Genomic DNA, 21,988 nt, shown 5'->3' with positions numbered 1-21,988 from the left:
TAACCACCTTTATAATTAAAGAGAACAAATGCATAATCCAGTAATTATTATAGGTGGCGGGCTTGCTGGCTTATAAAGTGCATACAAGTTGCAAATACTTAATATTCCTTACTTATTACTAGAAGCTAAATCACAATTGAGTGGCCGAATTTTTGCCACGAAATCACAAACAGATAGCAATGTCAGTTTTGATTTAGGCCCTACGTGGATATTTCCTCACCAACCAGAAATCCAAGCTCTAGGCCGTGTTGACCTTTCGTGGGTGAATTTGCAGCAGTATGTTTGGTTTTTAGGCAAGGCAGAGCCTATGAAGTGTGGTTATTCCCCATGAATAGGCGATAACGCCGCATAAATACCAAACATGCGCTGCCCGTTGGGTTCTTTCTAGGGACGATTAACTCTTTGTTGCTCGTTTTTTACTTAGCCCACTAGGTTACAAACCCCGCACCGCGATTAAATCGCCCCTAGATTGAACAAATTTCAATCAACAAAGGTCAACACGCCCTAGTAAAGTCACTCAACTTAAGTATATTTGAGCAATACAATAAAGGTGATGTGTTATATCAAGCACCTAACTCCGAGCAACCTCAACAAATTGCAGGTGCTGCAGATATGCAATTATTTAGACTCAAGCACGGCATTAATACCTTAATAGCTAGCAAATTACGGTTAATCACTTAGGCAATATAAAGCACTTTACAACTAAAAAGCTAATTTCTGCAATCCCTCCTCGTATGGTTACAACGCATTTAACACCTGAACTATGGGCGACTCCAACACTCATAAACCGCCTTAGCAGCGTACCCACATGGATGGCAGGACAAGCCAAATTTATAGCTACTTTGAACATGCATTTTGGCGTGATAAAAACTTATCTGGGCAATGCTTTAGTCGCGTAGGCCCTATGGTAGAAATTCACGATTCTAGTGCTGAAGATGGTAATTACGCCGCATTATTTGGCTTTATAGGTGTGCCCTACTTATCACGAAACCAAGTAACCCAAGAGCAATTAATTCAAGCCTGTGCCCAGCAGCTTAGCTACTTTTATGGTAAGGATGCTGAAAGGCAACCGGGTACTTTATTAAAGACTGGGCAGAGAATAAATTTGTAGCGAATAGAGACGATCAAACTCAGCCTTCGCAGCACCCAGAATTCAATTTTGCAGGCTTAGATGAGCAATTAAATAACTTGAATATTCATTTTGTAGCGAGTGAGTTTGCAAAACAAGAAGCGGGATATTTAGAAGGCGCAATAAACGCAGTGGATGACGCTATTAAATTGTTCGTTAATTAATAGCCCTGTATTACTGATAACTTAACCATCAAGGGCTTTAATTTTACAGCCCTTGATGGTTATAGATGTTAGTTATTTTTAGCAACGTCTTCGCCGCTGCCTAGTAAAGTGGCAACCCACTTACCTTCAGCACTGGCTTCTAAACCTATTTTTACGATCATCGTTAATGGCACAGATAAAAGCATACCCACAGTACCTAATAACCAGCCCCAAAATATTAATGATAAAAATACTACTAGCGTTGAAAGACCCAGCCCTTTGCCCAAAAATTTAGGCTCTACAATATTGCCCATTACCGTATTTATCGTTAAATAACCTGCAGCAACCAATCCCGCAATTAAAGGCCCTTGAGTAATAAGAGCAAGTAGTACAGCCGGTACAGCCGCAATAATTGACCCTATGTTTGGAATGTAATTGAACATAAATGCCAATACGCCCCACAGCACAAAGTAGTCAACGTCTAAAATCCATAAGTAAAACGCAGCAATAATACCCGTCCCTAAACTTACTAGCGTTTTAATTGCCAGATATGAGTTAATAGACTCTAAAAAGCGGTCAATTTGCTTCATTTTACTATCAGGGTCTTCAAGTGCCATATGTATTTTCTTGCTCAGCATTGGCCCTTCAAACAGCATAAAAACAACCGTTAAAATAATTAAAAACATGTTTGCCATTACGCCACCTAAACCGGTGAGCATATTAGTGGCTACATCAACCATTTTACCTGGGTCGAACATATTGATTAACTGATCTTTATTAATCAATATATTGTATTGAGATGCTAAATTTACCAACCATGTAAATTTTTCTTTGAGTTGTGTTTTATACTCAGGAAGTTGCTGCGAAAAATCGTTTATTGATTGACCTACAAGCCCACCAAGGCTTACACCTAAGCCAACTATAATAAGCACTACCAGCATAACAGCAATGCCTTTAGGAATTTTGTAGCGCGCAAAAAATTTGATAAGCGGGTTACAAATAATGGCAATAAACGCCGCCAAAATAAACGGAATAATAATTACACTTGCCGCTTTTATCCCCGCAAGTACGACCACCAAGGAAGCAAAAACTATTAAGCTTTTATTTACTCCAGTTAAACTTGCCAATTTATTAATCCTTTTATTAATTATATGGCCTTAGTGTAAGGCAAAAGGTAATTAAATGAAATAATTACGAAGTGATCATAAAAGTCTGTTTTACGTATAAATTTGCAAAGATGTTTGCTAGCGAGTACGTTTTTTAATCACTTGCTACTATTTTATTGTAAGGATTAATAATGCATATATTTGTTACTGGCGCGACGGGGTTAATTGGTAAGCACCTATGCCCTTTTTTACTTCATCATAATACTGTTACTGTGCTTAGCCGAAATCCGACTAAAGCAAACGTATTATTTGGTCATAAAGTTAAAGCCGTAAGCAATATTAATGCAGTAGATTTTGACACCGTTGATATTGTTATTAATCTAGCTGGCGAACCAATTGTAAATAAACGCTGGAGCGACAAACAAAAGCAAATAATACGCGACAGCCGTATTGGTGTTACACAGCAAATTAGTGAAGCTATTAAAGCTTGTAGCACTCCCCCGCACACTTATATATCTGGAAGTGCCGTTGGCTTTTATGGTCGACAAAATAGTAACCCTATTGATGAAGCTTTTGAAAACCCACACGACGAATTTAGCCACCAGCTTTGTAAAGACTGGGAAAGCGCAGCTATACTCGCGCAATCAGAATACACCAGAGTGTGCCTTTTGCGCACCGGTATTGTTTTAGCTAAAAAAGGAGGAGCATTAAGTAAAATGCTACCGGCTTTCAAACTGTGTTTAGGTGGCCCAATTGGTAATGGCGAGCAAGGTATGTCGTGGATACACATCGACGATATGATTCAGCTAATACTCTTTATTATTAAGCACACAGACATATCAGGCCCTGTTAATGCAACTGCGCCAAATCCTGTAAGCAATGCTCAATTTAGTAAAAGCTTAGGTGAGATTCTATCTCGACCTGCATTTATAACTATGCCCACTACAGTACTTAAACTATTAATGGGTGAAATGTCGGACCTGCTAACAACGGGGCAATTTGTAGTGCCTGAAAAGGCACTAACTCACAATTATCGTTTTCATCATCCTGATATAAGATCGGCTTTAGAGAGTTTGGTTTAGCGGGCGTTAATATTCGTTCAGTTAAAATTCTCTTCAAATTAAATACATGGGTGAATCACTACTTTTTACCCAAATAGACCTTTAAACATTAATACATAATTATCAGCACTTTTCCGCGCCTGTCTTTAATAAAAGAGAATCTTAAATGCTACACCTGCCTACAGTGATCAGTCTCTCTTTTATTCTTAACACATTAATAGGCTTATTTTTTTTATCTGTACATAACTTTAAAAAACAAACATCATTTTTATTATTTGGTCTAGCGTGCATCACCTTTGCATTTGCCGAGTTACTTGCCTGCTTAAAGTTAGTAATAGACGCTCCTTTTATTACACATTATTTGGCTGATATTTTTATATTACTAAGTCCATTATTAATTATTATTGGGTTAAATAAATATAAGCACTGTAAGGAATTAAACTTAAAACCTCTGTGTTGTCTCCTAGGATTAACGGGGGTTGCTTTACTACCCATATATTCAGAGCCTGCAGGGCAAATGCTGACAAGCTTAATTATTTCGGTTTTATACCTATATTCCGCTTATATTATTAAGCAGATGAACTTTGTAGCCACTTTGCAAAAAAAAGCGCTGATAGTCTGTTTTTCAATTCATAGCATTTTGATGCTCACACAAACAGCATTACTCGCAACTCCTTACCTGAGTGCTAATTCAACTAATTACCTTGAACCACTCCAGTTTATTTTAAGTAGCCATTTAATTTTAGCCACTTGCAGCGCACTTATATTGCCATATCTACTGGCTTCTAATACAGAGCATACACTTTCAAGCCTCGCTAATACCGATAATTTAAGCCAATTACTTAATCGCCGTGGCTTTTTTACAAAAAGCAAAGAGGCACTTAGTAACCCTAAAAATATAGATAAAAATGTATCTGTTATTTTGCTCGATATTGATTTTTTTAAACGTGTAAACGATCAGTTTGGTCATGAAGCGGGTGACCAAGCAATTAAGTGGATATCTCACTTTATTAAAGAGCAATTTTTAAATGGAGGTATTAGTGCCAGAATTGGCGGAGAAGAGTTTGCCATTTTATTGCCTGATTACAGCCTAAGTGCAGCAAAAAATGATGCTGAGCAATTACGAAAAAATATAAGTACCCAGCCCTTTTATCATGACGGACAACACATTAGCCTCTCGGTAAGCGCTGGAGTAAGTAATGCAATCAATGGGAACGCAACTATAAAAGAGCTGCTAGCTTATGCGGATAAACGCCTTTACTTAGCTAAAGAAACAGGCCGAGACAAAGTAGTCACCTTTGATGAAAAAAGCTTATTAATGCAAAGCTAATCGTCAAAGATAAACACGCCCTAATATCTACATAAAAAAAGCCCTTCATTCGAAGGGCTTTGGTAAACACACAATAGAGTTAATAAACTACTTACAAGACAGTGTAGCTTCGCCTGCCTTATTTGGCACAAACTGAATATTAGCCACAGAAATTGATGCTTTACCATCGCTGTGCAAACTAAATGGGCTTGTTAGGTTTGCAAAATTAACCCCCTTATCAGCAAAACAACCTAAATCGATTGATACTGACTGCCATTTATTTCCAATGGTTTTATCAACTACGTTTGCTAAATCAATACTTGCACCACATTCACCTGAACAAGTCATAGCAAGCGCTATATCGCTCGTTAGTGCTTCGTTTAATTTAATATCAAAGCTAATCACACCGTTTGCTTCAACGTAGGCAATAGTATCTTCAGCAAAGCTTGTTACTATTTCAGCACTGGCTTTTTCTGCACCGCTGAAGTTAAATTGGCGCGCGTCTTCTTGTACTGTTTTGTCCTCAGTACGGTATTTAATTGCACCAAATTCATGGGTACTACTAGATACATCTAAAAACTCATTATCTGATTTTAACAATAAGCGCCATGGTGCTACAGGAGCACCAACAAGTATATCCATACTCGTAAGGCCTGAGTTATCGAGTTTAGAGTCTTCATCAAGGTCGTCAGCTAGCACGTTTTTATCGCCATACGTTAAACCAAAACCATAAGGAAGTAATGGGTCGTAATTTTCATCGCCTTTATTAACCGCAGTTTGTACCGCCGATTTCGGCCAAGAAAACGATAGCTTACCTTTAAAGTTGTTTTGAATGGTGCCGTCTGCTGCTTTTAATAAAACATCAGCAATACCCGCACCTTCTGTACCAGGTAACCATGCAGCTACAAACGCATCAGATGCGTTAAGCTCGCTGTTAACCCACATAGGTCGACCTGATATAAAAACAGATACAACAGGGATGCCTTGCTCTTTTAGCGAGCTTAAAAGCGCTAATGACTTTTTATTTCCGCGCTCAAACTCAAGGTTATTTTTATCGCCGTGCCCTTCTGCATAAGGTTCTTCACCAAATACCACAATGGCAACATCAGGACGTTGCTCAAACGTGCCATCAGCACTTAAAGTAACACTTCCGCCAGCTGCAGATATTTGCTCTTCAAGCCCTTTATATATCGAAGTAGCACCTGGGAAATCAGCATTTTTATTATTAGTCCCCTGCCACGTAATACTCCAACCACCCGATTGTTTACCTATATTATCGGCTCCATCACCTGCAACTAGTACGCGTTGATTAGCTGAAATAGGTAATAGGTTATTTTTATTTTTAAGTAATACAAGTGATTCGCGCACAGCTTGACGTGCTACTTCACGATGCTCTTTCGCACCAATCAGCTCTGTTTTACCTGAGTAAAGACGCTCAGCTGGGCTTGGTTTATCAAATAAGCCAGCGCGCAGTTTTACACGTAATATTCTACCCACTGCATCGTCAATACGCGACATACTAATTTCGCCCGACTTAACTTGCGCAATTGTATTGTTATATAGCGGTTTCCAGGCACCTGTTGGCACCATAAAAATATCAAGGCCAGCATTTACCGCCTCTGGGCAGCTTTCGTTAGTACAGCCTTTAATTTGCCCATGGCCGTTCCAATCACCCACTACAAAACCATCAAAACCCATGCGCGTTTTTAATACATCTGTAAGTAAGTATTTATTGCCGTGATTTTTAACGCCATTCCAGCTATTAAAAGACGCCATAACAGATTGACTGCCTGCCGACAAACCACCTACGTAACCTTGAGCATGAATATCAAATAGCGACTGTTCGCTATCGATATTATTTCCCTGATCATCCCCATCAACGGTGCCGCCATCACCAATAAAGTGCTTAACCGTGCTAATAACGCGCTTATCACTTAAAAAGTCACCATCGGCTTTACCTTGCAATCCATTTACAATCGCTGCTGAATAATCGTGAACAATTTTTGGATCTTCAGAATAGCCTTCGTACGTTCTGCCCCATCGGTCGTCTCGAACTACTGCTACAGTGGGTGCAAATACCCAATCTATTCCCGTAGCCATTACTTCCACTGCGGTAATAGACGCTATTTGCTCTATTAAATCAGGGTTATTAGCCGCGCCTAAGCCAATATTATGTGGAAAAAGCGTCGCGCCAATCACGTTATTATGGCCATGTACTGCATCAGTGCCCCACATAGTTGGGATTTTACTGCCATCCACTGAGTCATCAATAGATGCTTGATACATTTTTTCTGCAAGTGCAACCCAATCCTCTGGCGTTGCATGCTTATCGCCATTAGGAAAAGCACCACCGCCATTAAGGTAAGAGCCAAAACCATATTTACGCATGTCTTCAACGGTAATATCACGAATTTCTGGTTGAATCATTTGCGCTACTTTTTGCTCAAGTGTCATATTTTCTAAAAACGTGACAATTTGAGCTTCAATAGCAGGGTCTTTTTTCACTGCAATTGAAAGCTTCGGCCAAATTTTCTCAAGCTTTGATTGCGCTTCAACATTTACTTTTTCAACATTGCTTTCGTTAGTACATCCGCTTAGTGCAGTAACACTCCCTACTAACGTTGCAATTGCTAATGCATTAAGTTTAAAAGTCGTTTTCATTATGATGGCTCCTTCACTAATACTGGTTTGCTGCCTCGTAGGCCGTAAAAAACAATGAATATGTAACATAAAATAGGTAAAACATACGAAAGTTGAACACCCACACTATCAGCAAGCGCACCTTGTAAAAGTGGCACTATTGCCCCACCTACAATCGCCAAACACAAAATACCAGAGCCTTGAGCGGTATGCTTACCAAGCCCATTTAACGCTAAACTAAAAATAGTTGGGAACATAATAGAATTGAATAAACCAACCAATAGTATTGACCACATTGCTAATTGACCCGACGTGCTCATGGCAATAATGACTAAAATAATAGCCATGGTTGCGTTAAAGCCAAGTACTTTACCAGCGGGTAGTTTTTGCATTACAGCAGCACCAATAAAACGCCCAACCATAGCACCACCAAAATAATAAGTGATGTAATGAGCTGCAACATTCTCTTTTAGCCCTGCTATATTTTCTTGTGCTAAAAAGCTTACTAAAAAGCTACCAATTGCCACTTCGGCGCCTACGTACATAAATATACCCACAGCACCTAATACAAGATGGCGATACTGCCAAGCACTGCCTTCAATTGCCTCTGATTTTTCGGCTTCTGCTTTTTGCTCGCTCATAATGTCTGGTAATTTAAGCCAAGCAAAAATACCGGCTAGTAAAATAAGCATTGCAGCTAAAAGGAGGTAAGGAAGTTGAACTGACTCTGCATTTTGCGCGGGCGTTAAAAAAGCTTCAGACGCCGAATCTAATATTAAGAAAGCCCCAAACGTTGGAGCAACTGTAGTACCTAGCGCGTTAAACGCTTGAGTAAGCGTTAAACGAGACGACGCTGTTTTAGGTGCGCCTAATAAACTAACATAAGGATTTGCAGATACTTGTAATAACGTTATGCCACTGGCAAGTACAAATAAAGCGAATAAAAATACAGGATAACTATGTAAAGACGCTGCCGGGTAAAATAATATACACCCTACTGCCGCAATTAAAAGCCCAACCACGATTCCTTTTTTATAACCAAGTTTTTTAACAATATACCCACTAGGCAAAGACATTAAAAAATAAGCGCCAAAAAAGCAAAATTGCACAAGCATTGCCTGTACATACGTTAAATCAAAAACCGCTTTTAAATGCGGAATCAAAATATCATTTAAGCAGGTAATAAAACCCCACATAAAAAACAGTGAAGTTAAAGATGTAAGTGCAAAACCATAGTTTTTATCTTGCTGGTTTTGCGACTGTGTGTGTGATGTCAGTGGTGCTGAACTAGCCATGTGCTCTCCGCAATTTATTATTATAAATTTATCTTCAGTAAGTAATACAAACCCCGCTAAGGCGCAGTATTTAAGAGTTGACCTGAAGATTAATTAACATTAATCTAAAAATGTAAGCGCTTTCACGGCTAATTAAATACGAACATGTTACATATTTCAACAACTTTTATTTTTAATAATGTGTTGTACCCGCTGAAAGTCAGTAAAAATAAGCGCTAAGCGTGCAATTAAGTTCTCAAAAAGGTTTGTAACCAATGACAAAAATATCATTACCATTTAATTCACCTCTATTAACAAAAGACTTTGTTTATGGTGTCGCTACAGCATCATTTCAGATAGAGGGCGGGTATGAGCATCGCTTACCGTGTATTTGGGATACCTTTTGTAGTACTGCAGGTAAAATTGCTGACAATTCAAATGGTCATATTGCCTGCGATCATTACAACAATTGGCAACAAGACATAGAGTTAATAGCGTCTCTAGGTGTTGATGCTTACAGGCTTTCTATTTCATGGCCTCGTGTGATGACTCAAGACGGAAAGTTAAATCCTGTAGGTGTTAAGTTTTATACCGACATATTGGATGAGCTAAAACGAAAAAATATAAAAGCCTTTGTTACTTTGTACCACTGGGATTTACCGCAACACCTTGAAGATAACGGCGGCTGGCTCAACAGAAAAACAGCTTATGCATTTGAGCAATACGTTGAGCTAATTACTAACGCATTTGGAGCTCGAGTTTATTCGTACGCTACATTAAACGAACCCTTTTGCAGCGCGTTTTTGGGTTACGAAATAGGCATACATGCCCCAGGCCTAGTCGGTAAGCAGTATGGCAAAAAGGCAGCTCATCACTTATTACTCGCTCATGGTCTGGCTATGAACGTGCTAAATAAAACATCGCCTAATACTCAAAATGGCATTGTGCTTAACTTTACCCCGGCCTACCCGCTTACAAATTCCCAAGAGGATATAGATTGTGCCAAATACGCTGATGACTACTTAAATCAGTGGTACATGAAACCAATAATGGAGGGTCAATACCCAGATATAATTAACCAACTACCAAGCGATCATTTACCAGACATACATCCTGGTGATATGGAATTAATCTCGCAGCCAATTAATTACTTAGGCATCAACTTTTATACCCGCCAAGTTTATAAGGCGCACCCTACTGACATTTATGAACCCATTGCACCTACAGGTCCGTTAACAGATATGGGATGGGAAATTTACCCACAATCGTTCACCGACTTGCTCGTATCGCTTAATAAAACATACACGCTACCGCCTATTTATATAACCGAAAATGGCGCAGCCATGCCAGATACATATAATAATGGCGAAGTTAACGACTTAGACCGTTTAAGTTATTATAATACTCATTTAAACGCGGTTCATAATGCGGTTGAGCAAGGTGTTGTTATACATGGCTACTTTGCTTGGAGCCTAATGGATAACTTTGAATGGGCAGAAGGCTACTTAAAACGTTTTGGTATTGTGTATGTAGATTATAAGACGCAGCAGCGCACCATTAAAAATAGTGGCTTAGCTTATAAAGAACTCATCTCTAAAAGATAAGAGCATACCCATAACTAAAAACAAGTATAAAGCGGGATAAATAATCATGGTCAGTGTAAAAGAAAAAATAGCGTATGGCTTAGGCGACACAGCCAGTAATATTATTTTTCAAACAGTTATGATGTTTTTAATGCTGTACTACACAGACGTAGTGGGTTTATCACCCGCTGTTGTCGGTACTATGTTTTTAGCAGTACGTATTTTTGATGCCGTCACCGACCCATTAATGGGCAACCTTGCTGACAAAACACATACGCGCTGGGGGCACTTTCGCCCCTACCTACTTTGGCTTTCACTTCCTTTTGCCATTATTAGTATTTTAGCTTTTACTACGCCTGATTTAGAAGGCACCGATAAAATAGTTTACGCCTTTACTACTTACACACTACTAATGGTAGCTTACACCGCTATCAATATTCCTTATTGTGCACTGGGCGGTGTACTTACAAACGACGTAAAAGAGCGCGTTACTATTCAGTCTTACCGCTTTGTATTTGGTATGTTAGGCGGCGTAATAGTAGCGGGTTTTACTATGCCTATGGTTGAGTTCTTTGGCCAAGGCGATGCAGCTAAGGGCTATCAATACACCATGACTGCAATGAGCATTTTAGGCTTTGTACTGTTTTTACTTTGTTTTTTAGGCACAAAAGAGCGTATACAACAGCCAAAAGAGCAAAACATTCCTTTTGCCCAAAGTGTTAAAGCATTAATTAAAAACGATCAATGGCGAACGCTTTGCTTAGCTGCGTTTTTTTTACTTACCGGTCAAGTATTAAGGCTTACGCTTGCTGTTTACTACGTAAAATACTATTTAGGTCGAGACGATTTAATCACCCTATTTATGACACTAGGCGTTGCAGCAAGCATGCTAGGATGTGCTTTAGCTCAACCACTTGCAAAGCGATTTTGTAAAATAAAAGCCTATATAAGCTTACAAATTATTGCTGCCGCTGTTTGTGGTTTTAGTTACTTTATTAGTAAAGATCAATTAGTACTCGCATTTACTGCCTTTATTTTATGGAAATTCTTTTTAGATATGGCAACCCCGTTGTTGTGGGCAAAAATGGCCGACACCATAGATTACGGGCATGAAAAAACAGGTGTACGCATTACGGGTTTGGTTTATTCAGGCGTCATATTTTTTATTAAGATGGGCGTGGCGGTAGGCGGCGCAATTGCAGGCTGGTTGTTATCTTTTTACAGCTATCAGGCCGATGTAGTACAAACTCTTGATACTCAACACGGTATTTTACTTTCATTTACTGTGCTACCTGCTTTTGGATCTTTATTTGTTGCCTACATAATGAAAAAATATACACTGACTAATCAGGTTGTTGAAAATATTCAATCTAAACTAACAACTAGGGTCTGTTGATCTTTCAAGGTTAAATTTGCAGCAGTCTGTTTGGTATTTAGGCAAGGCAGAGCCTATGTAGTGTGGTTATTCCCCATAAATGGGCGATAACGTAGCATTAATGCCAAACAGGCGCAGCCCAAAGGGTTCTTTCTAGGGGCTATTTACTCTTTGTTGCTCGGTTTTTACTTAGCCCACTAGGTTACAAACCTCGCGCCGCGATTAAATAGCCCCTAGTTTGAACAAATTTTAATCCGCAAAGATCAATAGACCCTAGTTAAGGATAAGCGAGTGAACAAATAACATGGCAACAATTTATCAAGTCTCAGAGCTTGCGGGCGTATCGTTAGCCACCGTTTCTCGCGTGATGAACAAAAATACCCGTGTAAGCGATAAAACCAAACAAAAAGTGCTTGATGCCATGGAGCAACTTGGCTACAAGCCTAACTCAATAGCGCAATCTTTAGCCTCTAACTGTACTAACAGTGTCGGTATTTTAGTGTCTGAGTTACATGGTCCTTTCTTTGCCCAAATGATGGCAGGTATTGAGTCGGAGCTTCGTGCTGCGGGTAAACACGTTATTATTACCACCGGGCACAGTGAAGAAGACAAAGAACAAGAAGGCATTGAGTTTCTAATTAGCAGACGCTGCGATGCTATTATTTTGCACGTAGAAGCCGTTTCAGACGACTACCTAATAAAACTAAGTAAAGGCTCTACGCCCGTTTATTTAATGAGCCGTTACGTAGAGCAACTAAAAGATAACTGTATCAGTTTAGATAATCAATTAGGTGGCTACCTAGCCACTAAATCGATATTAAATCAAGGCCATACACAAGTAGCGTACATTGCAGGCCCGCAGTTTAAAGCAGATGCTTTTAACCGCTTAGAGGGTCATAAACAAGCACTCGCAGAAGCTGGTATTAAATTTAATCCTACACTTTATTATATTGGCGATTTTAACGAAACCGGTGGTAGTAAAGGCTTAAAACATTTTATTGATGAAAAGCTCAGCTTTACTGCGCTGGTGTGCGCCAATGACGAAATGGCGTCTGGTGCTATGAAATATGCTCGAGAGCACGGCTATAATTTACCAATTGATTTATCGATTGTTGGATTTGATAACGTTATTTTTGCAAACTACCTGTACCCTACACTCACAACGATTGATAATCCGATCGGAAAAATGGGCAAAATGGCTGCTAAATTAGTGCTTAAAGATGTTTATCAAAATAAAAACCTTGTTGTAAAGCGATTTTTTGAACCTACTTTAATGCAGCGCGATTCATCAGCACCACTTATTAAATAAAGACTAAAAGCGAATACTGATTTTGGTACAAAAAAGCGGCTAAATGCCGCTTTTTATAGGTGAGCTACTTAACAATCCAAGGCGTTACTTTAATAACCTGCGATATATCGCCAAGTAACGCGGTATCATCTTCCCAGCTATCTTCAATTGCAAAATAACACACTGACTTTTCACACGTTATGCTCTTATCATCAAATTGCATTGGGCTTTTAAATGTAACCGCCACGCCCTTTTGCTCTGGTAATAAAAACCACATTAATTTACTTACAAAAAAGCCCGACAAATCAGTTAACAGCTCATCAAGCTCGGTATTAATTGTGTAAAGTGATTGCTTGGAAAATGTAAGTCCTTCGAGCTCATTAGCTTCAATTTGTAATTTTAATTGGCAATCATGATTTGGATTTTTTGGCTGCACCACAATAACAGCTTTATCTGTATCAAGTTGCTTATCGAACGGTAATAATAGCTGTGCTTTATCGGTAAAGTTAAGTGGATACTCGTTTCTTTCAGTTAAAATAGTGCCGCTTTTAATGGCACACGATTCGTTAGTTGCTATATCACTTATATAAAAGTTAACTCGGGCATATTGAAAATCACCTTTATTAACAACTTTTAATCGGTCATAAAAGCCATCATAAGACATAACAAATTCTTTAGCATTGGCACTTACAGCAACCATAGTAAACAATACAAACGAAACTGCCCTTGTGCCATTTAAAATATATTTATTCATCAAAGTAAGCTCTATTTTGGTTAATCATCATATTTAGCTCTTCTATATAAGCTTCACCACGCTCTGAATAAGACATTAAGCCATGCGTTAACTCTGTAGCTAAAATTGGCTTTTGCTCACGGCGTAAAGTTTCACGTATTTCACGTAAATTTTTATATGCTGCGTGAGTATTAATATTTTTAAAATATGAACTCACAGCAGCACGCACTGACTTAAACGCAGCTACTTCATGTGCTGCTCCAGTATCTCGACGTCTTGGCACCATACCGCAGCCTTTTGAATAACACCACTGGCCAAAAAAGTTAAGGCCAATACGTGCAAAACGCGACGTGCCCCACGCAGATTCATTTGCAGCTTGCATAAGCGCTAATTCTTTAGGAATTATATCAACACGGCGTAGTGCTTGCGTAAGTATTAGCGTATCAACTGTGGTAGGTAAGCCGTACGAATTTAATATTGCTGCAACATCTTTACTTTGCTTTTTTTCTAAAGGTAACTCGTTTTGTAGCATCATACGTGCTATTTCAAGCTTAGCGCGTTGCTGTAATATTTTTTTGTTTTCGGCTTCAACGTGCGGACGAATAAAGCTAAAAAATGCATGTTTTTTTTCTTTAACATCACTAAATTCTGAAAACTTTGGCAGTTTTACATTATGTAATGGTTTTTCTTTTTTCTTCACTTTTTTTGATTGTTCTGACGTTTGTTCATCTAGTCCAACATCATCATTTTGTATAAACGGATATACAAGCGCCCATACAAAAAATACGGTTAACAAAAACTGAAAAATAATTCTTAGCATGTATTCTCTCTTTCAAACAACTAATTATGCATGGTTAATACACAAGCATACGAAGGCGCATTATACCTAAGCCACTTTATAAACGCGAATAACGAAAAGTAGTGCATTTGTTCATTCGCAATTTATAAGTGCATGGGTATACTGAGCAAAGTTTAGTAATATTAACTATGTGTGAGTAAGCAGTATGGATAAACAATGGCAAAGTCGAATAATAGAGCAATATAAATATCGTCCTAACGATAACCGCTCGCCGTGGCAGGTCGACCGTTCGCGTATTATTCATGCCGCTGCATTTAGGCGTTTGCAAGCTAAAACCCAAATTATGGGCATTGGCCTAAACGACTTTTACCGCACTCGTCTTACCCACTCTTTAGAAGTATCGCAAATTGGTACCGGCATATTGCGTCATTTAAAAGCGCAACATAGTGACTTTAGGCACTTTCCATCAACAGGACTGCTCGAAACACTTTGCTTGGCACACGATATTGGCCATCCGCCTTTTGGCCATGGTGGTGAAATAGCGCTAAATTACATGATGCGCGACCACGGTGGCTTTGAAGGTAACGCACAAACACTGCGCATAGTTGCAAAACTTGAGCCCTACAGTAATGGCCACGGTATGAACCTAACTCGTCGTACTTTATTAGGTTTTATAAAATACCCCGCATTTATTAATACGCTTTGGCATACCATTCCCGATGCTACAACCGGTCGTGCCTTTATAAAAGCGGATGATTGGCGACCTGCCAAAGGGTTATACAACGACGATGCCGCCATATTCAATTGGATAGTAGAGCCACTTAGTCAAAACGATAAAACATTGCTAGGTAACCATGCCGTTATAGATAAATACCGCGCTAAAACAACGTATAAATCGCTCGACAGCGCCATAATGGAACATGCCGACGATATAGCATATGCAGTACACGACTTAGAAGATGCCATTGCAACCCACGTACTCACATTAGACGATTGGCAAACTCATGCTCTGCCCCATTTAAAAAAACTAAACTTTGACTGGCTAAACGCCATGCTTGAGTCGCTTACCCAGCGTTTGTTTTCAAAAAATGATTATGAGCGAAAAGATGCCATAGGTGAGCTGGTTAATACCTTTATTATTCATATACATTTGGATATTCAAAACGATAACTTTGAATGCCCTATTTTAAAGTACACCGCTAAATTAGATGCCCAATACGACAGTGTTTTGCAAATACTTAAGCATTTTGTGTTTCAACGTTTAATACGTGACCCCGAAATGCAGCAAATAGAGTTCAAAGGGCAAAACTTACTAATAGAGTTATTTACCGCGTTTGCAAGCGATCCACTGCGTTTATTGCCCGAAACAACACAAGCACAATACATAGAAGCGCAAAAGCAAAACCAAGGGATGCGTATTATTTGCGATTATTTGAGCGGAATGACCGACGAATACGCTTATAAAACGTATCAACGATTGTTTTCACCTATGCAGTAGCTAACTGCTAACTAGCAAACACTAAAAAGGCCGAGTAAATTAAATTTACTCGGCCTTTTTGCTCAGCTATTAAAGTTAGCTATTTTGTAAAACGCTTTTATAACGACTCTACGCCCATGTTATATAGCGTAAAACCAAATATATCAGCGTACTGCTCAATCGTTTTACTCGTTGGTGTACCTGCGCCATGCCCCGCATTGGTTTCTATGCGAATAAGCGTTGGATTATTACCTGTTTGCTTTGCTTGAAGCTCAGCGGCAAACTTAAATGAATGCGAAGGGACAACGCGGTCATCATGATCGCCAGTTGTGATCATAGTAGCTGGATACTCAACACCTGCTTTTACATTATGAAGTGGTGAATAACCTTTAATGTATTCAAACATTTCTTTGCTTTGCTCGCTCGTACCATAGTCGTAGGCCCAACCAGCGCCCGCAGTAAATGTATGGTAGCGCAGCATATCAAGTACACCTACAGCAGGTAGAGCAACTTGAAATAAGTCTGGGCGCTGCATCATTACTGCGCCAACTAACAAACCACCATTAGAACCACCGCGAAGTGCTAAGCGCTTTTTAGACGTGTACTTTTTGTCTTTTAAGTACTCAGCTGCAGCTATAAAGTCATCAAACACATTTTGCTTTTGCAATTTTGTGCCTGCATTGTGCCAGTCTTTACCGTACTCACCGCCACCGCGAATATTAGCAACGGCGTACACACCACCTTGCTCAAGCCATACTGCATTAACAGGGCTAAAGCTTGGCGTTAAACTAATATTAAAACCACCGTAACCGTATAAAATAGTCGGGTTTGAACCATCAAGCTTAATGCCTGTTTTATAGGTAATTACCATCGGTATTTTAGTACCATCTTTTGATGTGTAAAACACTTGCTCAGACGTGTAATCATCGCTATTAAAATCAATAGCCGATTTACGATAAACACCCGATTCACCCGTAGCTACATCAAACGTATAAGTAGTACCTGGTGTTTTGTAGTTAGTGAACGAATAATAAAGCGTTGTTTGATCTTTTTTACCGCCAAAACCACGTGCTGTACCTACGCCTGGCAATGTAATTTCGCGAATTAGCTCACCTTTTTTGTTGTACTGTTTTACCTGCGAAATCGCATCAACCATATAGTTGGCAAAAAAGGTATCGCCGCCTTTTGTAAGGTTTAGTACGTTTTTGGTCTCAGGAATTAAATCAACCCAATTTTCTGGGCTCGGGTTGCTTGCATCAACCGTCACTACTTTTTTGTTCGGTGCATTAAGATTAGTAACTAAAAACAGCTTGCTGCCTTCGTTATCAATCACTGATGTATCTGAATCAGTATTTCCAACAACCGTTACAAACTCACTGTTTTTCTTTGTTAAGTCCTTTATAAACAGCTTATTGCCTGAAGTAGACGTACTAGCTGAAATAAGCAAGTAGCGGCCGTCATGAGTTACATCCGCGCCTACATAGCGATGTTTTTGCGCATCGGTTTCACCAAATACAACACTATCAGCTGACTGAGCAGTACCTAGCTTATGGTAATACGCTTTATGCTGATCTGTTTTGGCCGAAAGCTCACTGCCTTTAGGTTTGTCGTAACTTGAATAATAAAAACCTTCGTTGCCAAGCCACTCTATGCCACTAAATTTAACATCAACAAGCGCTTCTTCAACTTGTTCTTTAGTATGTGCATCAATAACTATAATTTTACGCCAGTCGCTACCACCTTCAGATATCTGATAAGCGAGCAATGAGCCATCTTTTGAAAACGATAAACCCGACATAGACGTTGTACCATCTTCACTAAACTTGTTTGGATCTAAAAATACTTCAACGTCGCCGCCATCTTTACTACGATATAAAACATATTGATTTTGCAGACCATTATTTTTATAAAAATAGGTGTAATCGCCTTCAGTAAAAGGAGGCCCTATTTTTTCATAATTCATTAGTTTTTCAAGGCGCTGCTTTAATTTATCGCGATAAGGAATTTGTTCTAAATAAGAAAACGTTAAATTGTTTTGCGTTTTAACCCAATCCGCAGTCTCATCGCTCATATCATCTTCAAGCCAACGATACGGGTCGCTAACGGCTTCTTCAAAGTAGGTGTCTACGATATCGCCTTTTTTTGTTTCTGGGTATATAACTGCGTTAACTTGCTTCATTGGTGCTTTTACTTCTTCTTGAGTTACCGTATTAGTTGGCTCTGAACAGCCGCTAAGCGCTACAATTACAGCACACGCTAGAGTATGTTTAAACATCCTGAGTTCCATTCTTATTTATTAATAGTGTGTATAAGTTATTAACTTTTAGCCCTTTTGTCTATTTAGATGCGTTAAGCGTCATTAATCGCTGTAAACAAATGTAAACTTACGCTTTAATTGCACTACCCTCATTAAAATAAAAAACAATAAAAGAGCACACAATGCAAAATACCCACACCACATTTAAAAGCTTTAAAGCCTTCTATCCTTATTATTTAAAAGAGCACCGCAACGTAATTTGCCGCCGCTTACATTTTATAGGAAGTGTGCTTGTTCTTGCTGTAAGCGCAATAGCATTAATAAAACAACAATACAGTTTATTGTGGTTATTACCTGTTATTGGGTATGGGTTTGCGTGGATCGGGCATTTCTTTTTTGAAAAAACCGCCCAGCTACTTTTAAACATCCTTTTTACAGTTTGTGGGGAGATTGGGTTATGTTTAAAGATATGCTTGTAGGAAACATTAAATTTTAACACTATTTTTTATACCAATTACTTATAAAAACAAAATTGCTTCGTGCTTTAAAGTATAGGTTCGAATAAGTAGTACATAATTTATAGTACACCCATCAAATGTTAATTTAGTTAACATTTGATGGGTGGTTTTGTAATTTAAATTTTAAAAAATATTTATAACTTAACAGCTATTTATTGCCAGCCCAATAAGAATGGCTTCCTACTTGTAACTGGTTAGCCCCATCAACCTCATCTTACCAGTTAACCAAACGTTAAATTTAATTTTTAAATATAATTCACTATCCATCAATTACTTAGCAATTACCTTAGCTATATAACTAAAACAATGGTCATTATAAAAAACAATCAAATGTAATTATAAAAACACCTAAATTAATTGAATGTTATTCAATTGACTGGCTTTGTTAATTAAGTATATGTTCAAGGTAACAAAAAAGTTTATACCAATCCGCTTAATTAAGTGATCTATTTTGAGGACGGAAAAACGTGTTGATAGCTAGGCAAAAAATTCGCTATTTAGTTGCTCTAAATGAGAATTTTTTAACGCAGGTAACAGCACGTTTAGCCCCTAAAAATGATTAAGTATTATTGCGGGTTGGTATTAATCTTTTTGTACAAAACTAAAATAATTCAACGGGTATGGGGAAATACAACATGAATAGAAAACCACTATCTAAATTACAGCAGTCGGTACCACAAATATTACTTACCATGAGCGCATCAGCTACACTACTTGGTTCGCTCTGCGTAAATGCTGCAGAGCAAGACACCAAAGCAGAAGAAAACATCGAACAAATAAGCGTAATTGGCTCTCGCCGATTAGGCCGTACAGTAGAAGACAGTGCAGTACCCATCGATATAATTGGTGCAGATGCACTTAAAAGCTCAGGTTTTACTGAAACGAATGCCCTACTTAGCAATTTATTACCCAGCTTTAACTTCCCGCAAGCATCACTTACTGATGGCAGCGACCATGTACGCCCTGCTCAGCTTCGTGGTTTAGCACCTGATCATACTTTAGTGCTTGTTAATGGTAAACGTCGCCATAGCAACGCATTACTTAACTTAAATGGCTCAACAGGTCGTGGTTCGTCATCGGTTGATTTGAATGCGATTCCAGCAAATGCTATCGACCGCATTGAAGTATTACGTGATGGTGCAGCAGCCCAATATGGCTCTGATGCCATAGCCGGTGTTATTAATATTGTACTTAAAAGCGCCAGCAGCGGTGGCTCAGTGGCAGCTATATATGGCGCTAACGTAACCGAAATGGACGGTGTACCACAGCTTGAATCTGTATCTGAAGGCAGTGATGGTAATTTAGCCTTTACCGAAGGGGGCGACCGCTCTTTAACCGATGGTCAAACTTTAACGCTGCAAGGAAATATGGGTTTTGAACTTGGCGATAATGGCTTTTTAAACATTTCAACAGAATATCGCGACCGCCATTCTACAAACCGTTCAGACTACGATAACCGTGAAAACTACGCACGCATAGATGACGGTTCAGTAAATGGCGCGCTAGACCCACGTGAACTTACCGTAAATCGATATAACCATAACTTTGGTAATGGCGATGTTGAAGACTTTTCAGTGTTTTATAACGCTGGTTACCAGTTAACAAATGAGGTCGATTTATATTCGTTTGGCTCTTACAGCAAACGTGAAGGCGAAGGTGGTGGTTTTTATCGCCGTGCAAGCGATAGCCGTAATATAGAAGAAGTTTATCCTGATGGCTTTTTACCTGTTATCACCTCAGACATAGATGACTTTTCACTGGCTCTTGGCGCTAAAGGTTTTTTAAGTGAATGGAATTACGATGTATCGGCAGTGTATGGTCAAGATGCATTCGAGTTTGGTGTTATAAATAGCTTAAATACCTCTTATGGCCCTACTAGCCAAACAAGCTTTGATGCCGGCACCCTTACCTACGATCAGCTCACTTTAAACGTAGATTTTAGCCGCGAAGTAGACGTCAGTTTTTTAGAAAGCTCGGTAAGTGTCGCTGTAGGTGCTGAGTATCGCCGCGAAGGATACCAAATAGATGCAGGCGAAGAAGCATCATATGCACAAGGGTCATTTGGCCCAGGCGGCGCAGTAACCGACCCTGTTGATGGCCCATTTGGCGCAGCGGGCGCTCAAGTATTTCCTGGATTTACACCCGAGTCTGAGGGCGACAATAGCCGCCACAACGTGAGCTTGTATATAGACCTTGAAACCTACCTAACCGACGATTGGAATTTAGCGGTTGCAGCGCGTTACGAGGATTACTCAGATTTTGGCGATACGCTCAATGGTAAAATTGCCACGCGTTATTCCCTCACTGAAGACTTAGCCATTAGAGCCTCGGCATCAACAGGTTTTAGAGCGCCTTCATTACAGCAGCAATACTTTACCTCTGTTGCGACAGTATTTGTTGATGGCGAACCCACCGAAACTGGTACGTTTGCACCGGGCAGCGATGTAGCAAAAGCACTGGGCTCACCTGGTCTTGATGCTGAAGAAGCTACTAACTACGGCGTTGGTTTTACGTGGTCTACCGACTTTAATTTCAGCTTATCGGTTGATTACTATCAAATATTAATTGATGACCGCATTGTGCTATCAAACAACTTATCGGGCGCTGCTATTGAGCAACTGCTTGAAGGCACAGGCGCTAACCAAGGTCGTTTCTTCTTAAACGCAATTGACAGTAAAACGCGCGGTGTTGATGTTGTAGCTTCTTATAATGTAGCAACCGATGGTTACGGCGATGTTGCATTTAACTTAGGTTATAACTACGGTAAAAATGAAGTTACCGATATAATTGACCCACCAGCAGAGCTACAAGGTGCAGGGTTTGATCAAGACAACTTATTCTCTGGTAACGAACTACGTCGTTTTGAAGTAAGTACACCGCGTAATAAGTACAATTTAAGTGCAACATGGACTAACGATGATATTCGTACCACGCTTAGAACAACACGTTACGGAGAAACTCAAGACCCTTCAGATAACCCAGAACGTAACGAAGTGTTAAAACCTAAATGGATAACCGACTTAGATGTTGCCTATTCGCTTACTAGCAACGTATCGCTGAGCGTAGGTGCTAATAACATTTTTGATGTTTACCCAGACGCAACCCGTGAAAATGTTGACGATTTAACAACCTTCTCGCGTTTATTTGCTTATTCTAGCTTCTCAGCGTATGGATTTAACGGACGCTACGTGTACGGCAAAATAGAAATGAAGTTTTAATAAGCACAGCTTAAAGTAACCAAACACACAAAAGCCACCGATTAGGTGGCTTTTTAATGCGAGTTGCTATTAAATCTA

At 39.3% G+C, this 21,988-nt stretch carries 13 protein-coding genes and 3 pseudogenes; 10 read left to right on the top strand and 6 right to left on the bottom strand.

What is annotated here, in order from left to right; all coding sequences use genetic code 11:
- Nucleotides 1–88: 88 nt before the first annotated feature.
- Together V6260_RS00890 and V6260_RS00885 are read left to right on the top strand one after the other, a co-directional pair.
- Nucleotides 89–241: pseudogene (locus tag V6260_RS00890) on the top strand (FAD-dependent oxidoreductase); the annotation flags it as partial.
- A 260-nt stretch (nucleotides 242–501) separates the two neighbouring features.
- Nucleotides 502–1,293 (top strand): annotated as a pseudogene (locus tag V6260_RS00885) (FAD-dependent oxidoreductase); the annotation flags it as partial.
- A 68-nt stretch (nucleotides 1,294–1,361) separates the two neighbouring features.
- Here V6260_RS00885 and V6260_RS00880 read toward each other — a convergent pair.
- Nucleotides 1,362–2,399, bottom strand: a complete 1,038-nt coding sequence (locus V6260_RS00880) for an AI-2E family transporter (RefSeq protein ID WP_341592071.1) — start codon at nucleotides 2,397–2,399, stop codon at nucleotides 1,362–1,364.
- 170 nt (nucleotides 2,400–2,569) lie between these two features.
- Between V6260_RS00880 and V6260_RS00875 the strand changes: the two genes are divergently transcribed.
- Together V6260_RS00875 and V6260_RS00870 are read left to right on the top strand one after the other, a co-directional pair.
- Nucleotides 2,570–3,460 carry a TIGR01777 family oxidoreductase gene (locus V6260_RS00875; protein WP_341592069.1) on the top strand — a complete coding sequence of 297 codons (891 nt, stop codon included), beginning with the start codon at nucleotides 2,570–2,572 and terminating at the stop codon, nucleotides 3,458–3,460.
- 145 nt (nucleotides 3,461–3,605) lie between these two features.
- Complete coding sequence (locus V6260_RS00870) at nucleotides 3,606–4,769, top strand: GGDEF domain-containing protein (RefSeq protein WP_341592067.1); 1,164 nt, start codon at nucleotides 3,606–3,608, stop codon at nucleotides 4,767–4,769.
- 87 nt (nucleotides 4,770–4,856) lie between these two features.
- Here the strand turns inward: V6260_RS00870 and V6260_RS00865 are convergent, their stop codons facing one another.
- Together V6260_RS00865 and V6260_RS00860 are read right to left on the bottom strand one after the other, a co-directional pair.
- The gene (locus V6260_RS00865; protein ID WP_341592065.1) at nucleotides 4,857–7,409 is read right to left on the bottom strand and encodes a glycoside hydrolase family 3 protein; all 2,553 of its coding nucleotides are present in this window, start codon (nucleotides 7,407–7,409) and stop codon (nucleotides 4,857–4,859) included.
- A complete protein-coding gene (locus V6260_RS00860; RefSeq protein ID WP_341592064.1) occupies nucleotides 7,409–8,683 on the bottom strand; it encodes a sugar MFS transporter in 1,275 nt (424 codons plus the stop codon). Before V6260_RS00860 ends, V6260_RS00865 begins: the two co-directional genes overlap by 1 nt.
- A gap of 254 nt (nucleotides 8,684–8,937) precedes the next feature.
- Here V6260_RS00860 and V6260_RS00855 point away from each other — a divergent pair, with 254 nt between their 5' ends.
- The 3 genes from V6260_RS00855 (at nucleotide 8,938) to V6260_RS00845 (ending at nucleotide 12,929) form a co-directional block, all read left to right on the top strand.
- Nucleotides 8,938–10,266, top strand: a complete 1,329-nt coding sequence (locus V6260_RS00855) for a GH1 family beta-glucosidase (protein WP_341592063.1) — start codon at nucleotides 8,938–8,940, stop codon at nucleotides 10,264–10,266.
- A 46-nt stretch (nucleotides 10,267–10,312) separates the two neighbouring features.
- Nucleotides 10,313–11,641, top strand: coding sequence for an MFS transporter (locus V6260_RS00850; protein WP_341592061.1), 1,329 nt, complete (start codon nucleotides 10,313–10,315; stop codon nucleotides 11,639–11,641).
- A gap of 283 nt (nucleotides 11,642–11,924) precedes the next feature.
- Complete coding sequence (locus tag V6260_RS00845) at nucleotides 11,925–12,929, top strand: LacI family DNA-binding transcriptional regulator (RefSeq protein ID WP_341592059.1); 1,005 nt, start codon at nucleotides 11,925–11,927, stop codon at nucleotides 12,927–12,929.
- 64 nt (nucleotides 12,930–12,993) lie between these two features.
- Here V6260_RS00845 and V6260_RS00840 read toward each other — a convergent pair whose 3' ends face one another.
- Nucleotides 12,994–13,662: a DUF2987 domain-containing protein gene (locus V6260_RS00840; RefSeq protein WP_425355698.1), complete on the bottom strand. Its 669-nt coding sequence runs from the start codon at nucleotides 13,660–13,662 to the stop codon at nucleotides 12,994–12,996.
- Nucleotides 13,655–14,461, bottom strand: coding sequence for a glucosaminidase domain-containing protein (locus V6260_RS00835; protein WP_341592058.1), 807 nt, complete (start codon nucleotides 14,459–14,461; stop codon nucleotides 13,655–13,657). The genes V6260_RS00840 and V6260_RS00835 overlap by 8 nt, the downstream gene beginning before the upstream one ends.
- Before the next feature lie 184 nt (nucleotides 14,462–14,645).
- Between V6260_RS00835 and V6260_RS00830 the strand changes: the two genes are divergently transcribed.
- Nucleotides 14,646–15,938 (top strand): anti-phage deoxyguanosine triphosphatase, encoded by a 1,293-nt coding sequence (locus V6260_RS00830; RefSeq protein ID WP_341592056.1) that lies wholly within the window; start codon nucleotides 14,646–14,648, stop codon nucleotides 15,936–15,938.
- A gap of 97 nt (nucleotides 15,939–16,035) precedes the next feature.
- On the opposite strand, the gene V6260_RS00825 is transcribed toward V6260_RS00830, so the two are convergent.
- Entirely contained in the window at nucleotides 16,036–18,192 is a 2,157-nt protein-coding gene (locus V6260_RS00825; RefSeq protein WP_341592055.1) for a prolyl oligopeptidase family serine peptidase, read from the bottom strand.
- A gap of 164 nt (nucleotides 18,193–18,356) precedes the next feature.
- On the opposite strand from V6260_RS00825, the pseudogene V6260_RS00820 reads away from it, so the two are divergent.
- Nucleotides 18,357–18,670: pseudogene (locus V6260_RS00820) on the top strand (Mpo1-like protein).
- Between the two features lie 657 nt (nucleotides 18,671–19,327).
- Nucleotides 19,328–21,910 carry a TonB-dependent receptor gene (locus V6260_RS00815; RefSeq protein WP_341592054.1) on the top strand — a complete coding sequence of 861 codons (2,583 nt, stop codon included), beginning with the start codon at nucleotides 19,328–19,330 and terminating at the stop codon, nucleotides 21,908–21,910.
- The last annotated feature ends 78 nt before the right edge of the window (nucleotides 21,911–21,988 follow it).

It is taken from the genome of Pseudoalteromonas aliena, from assembly GCF_038155085.1.
Classification (GTDB): Bacteria; Pseudomonadota; Gammaproteobacteria; order Enterobacterales; family Alteromonadaceae; genus Pseudoalteromonas; species Pseudoalteromonas aliena_A.
Note: the sequence above shows the minus strand (reverse complement) of the source record. Positions and strands in the feature narration are given on the sequence as shown.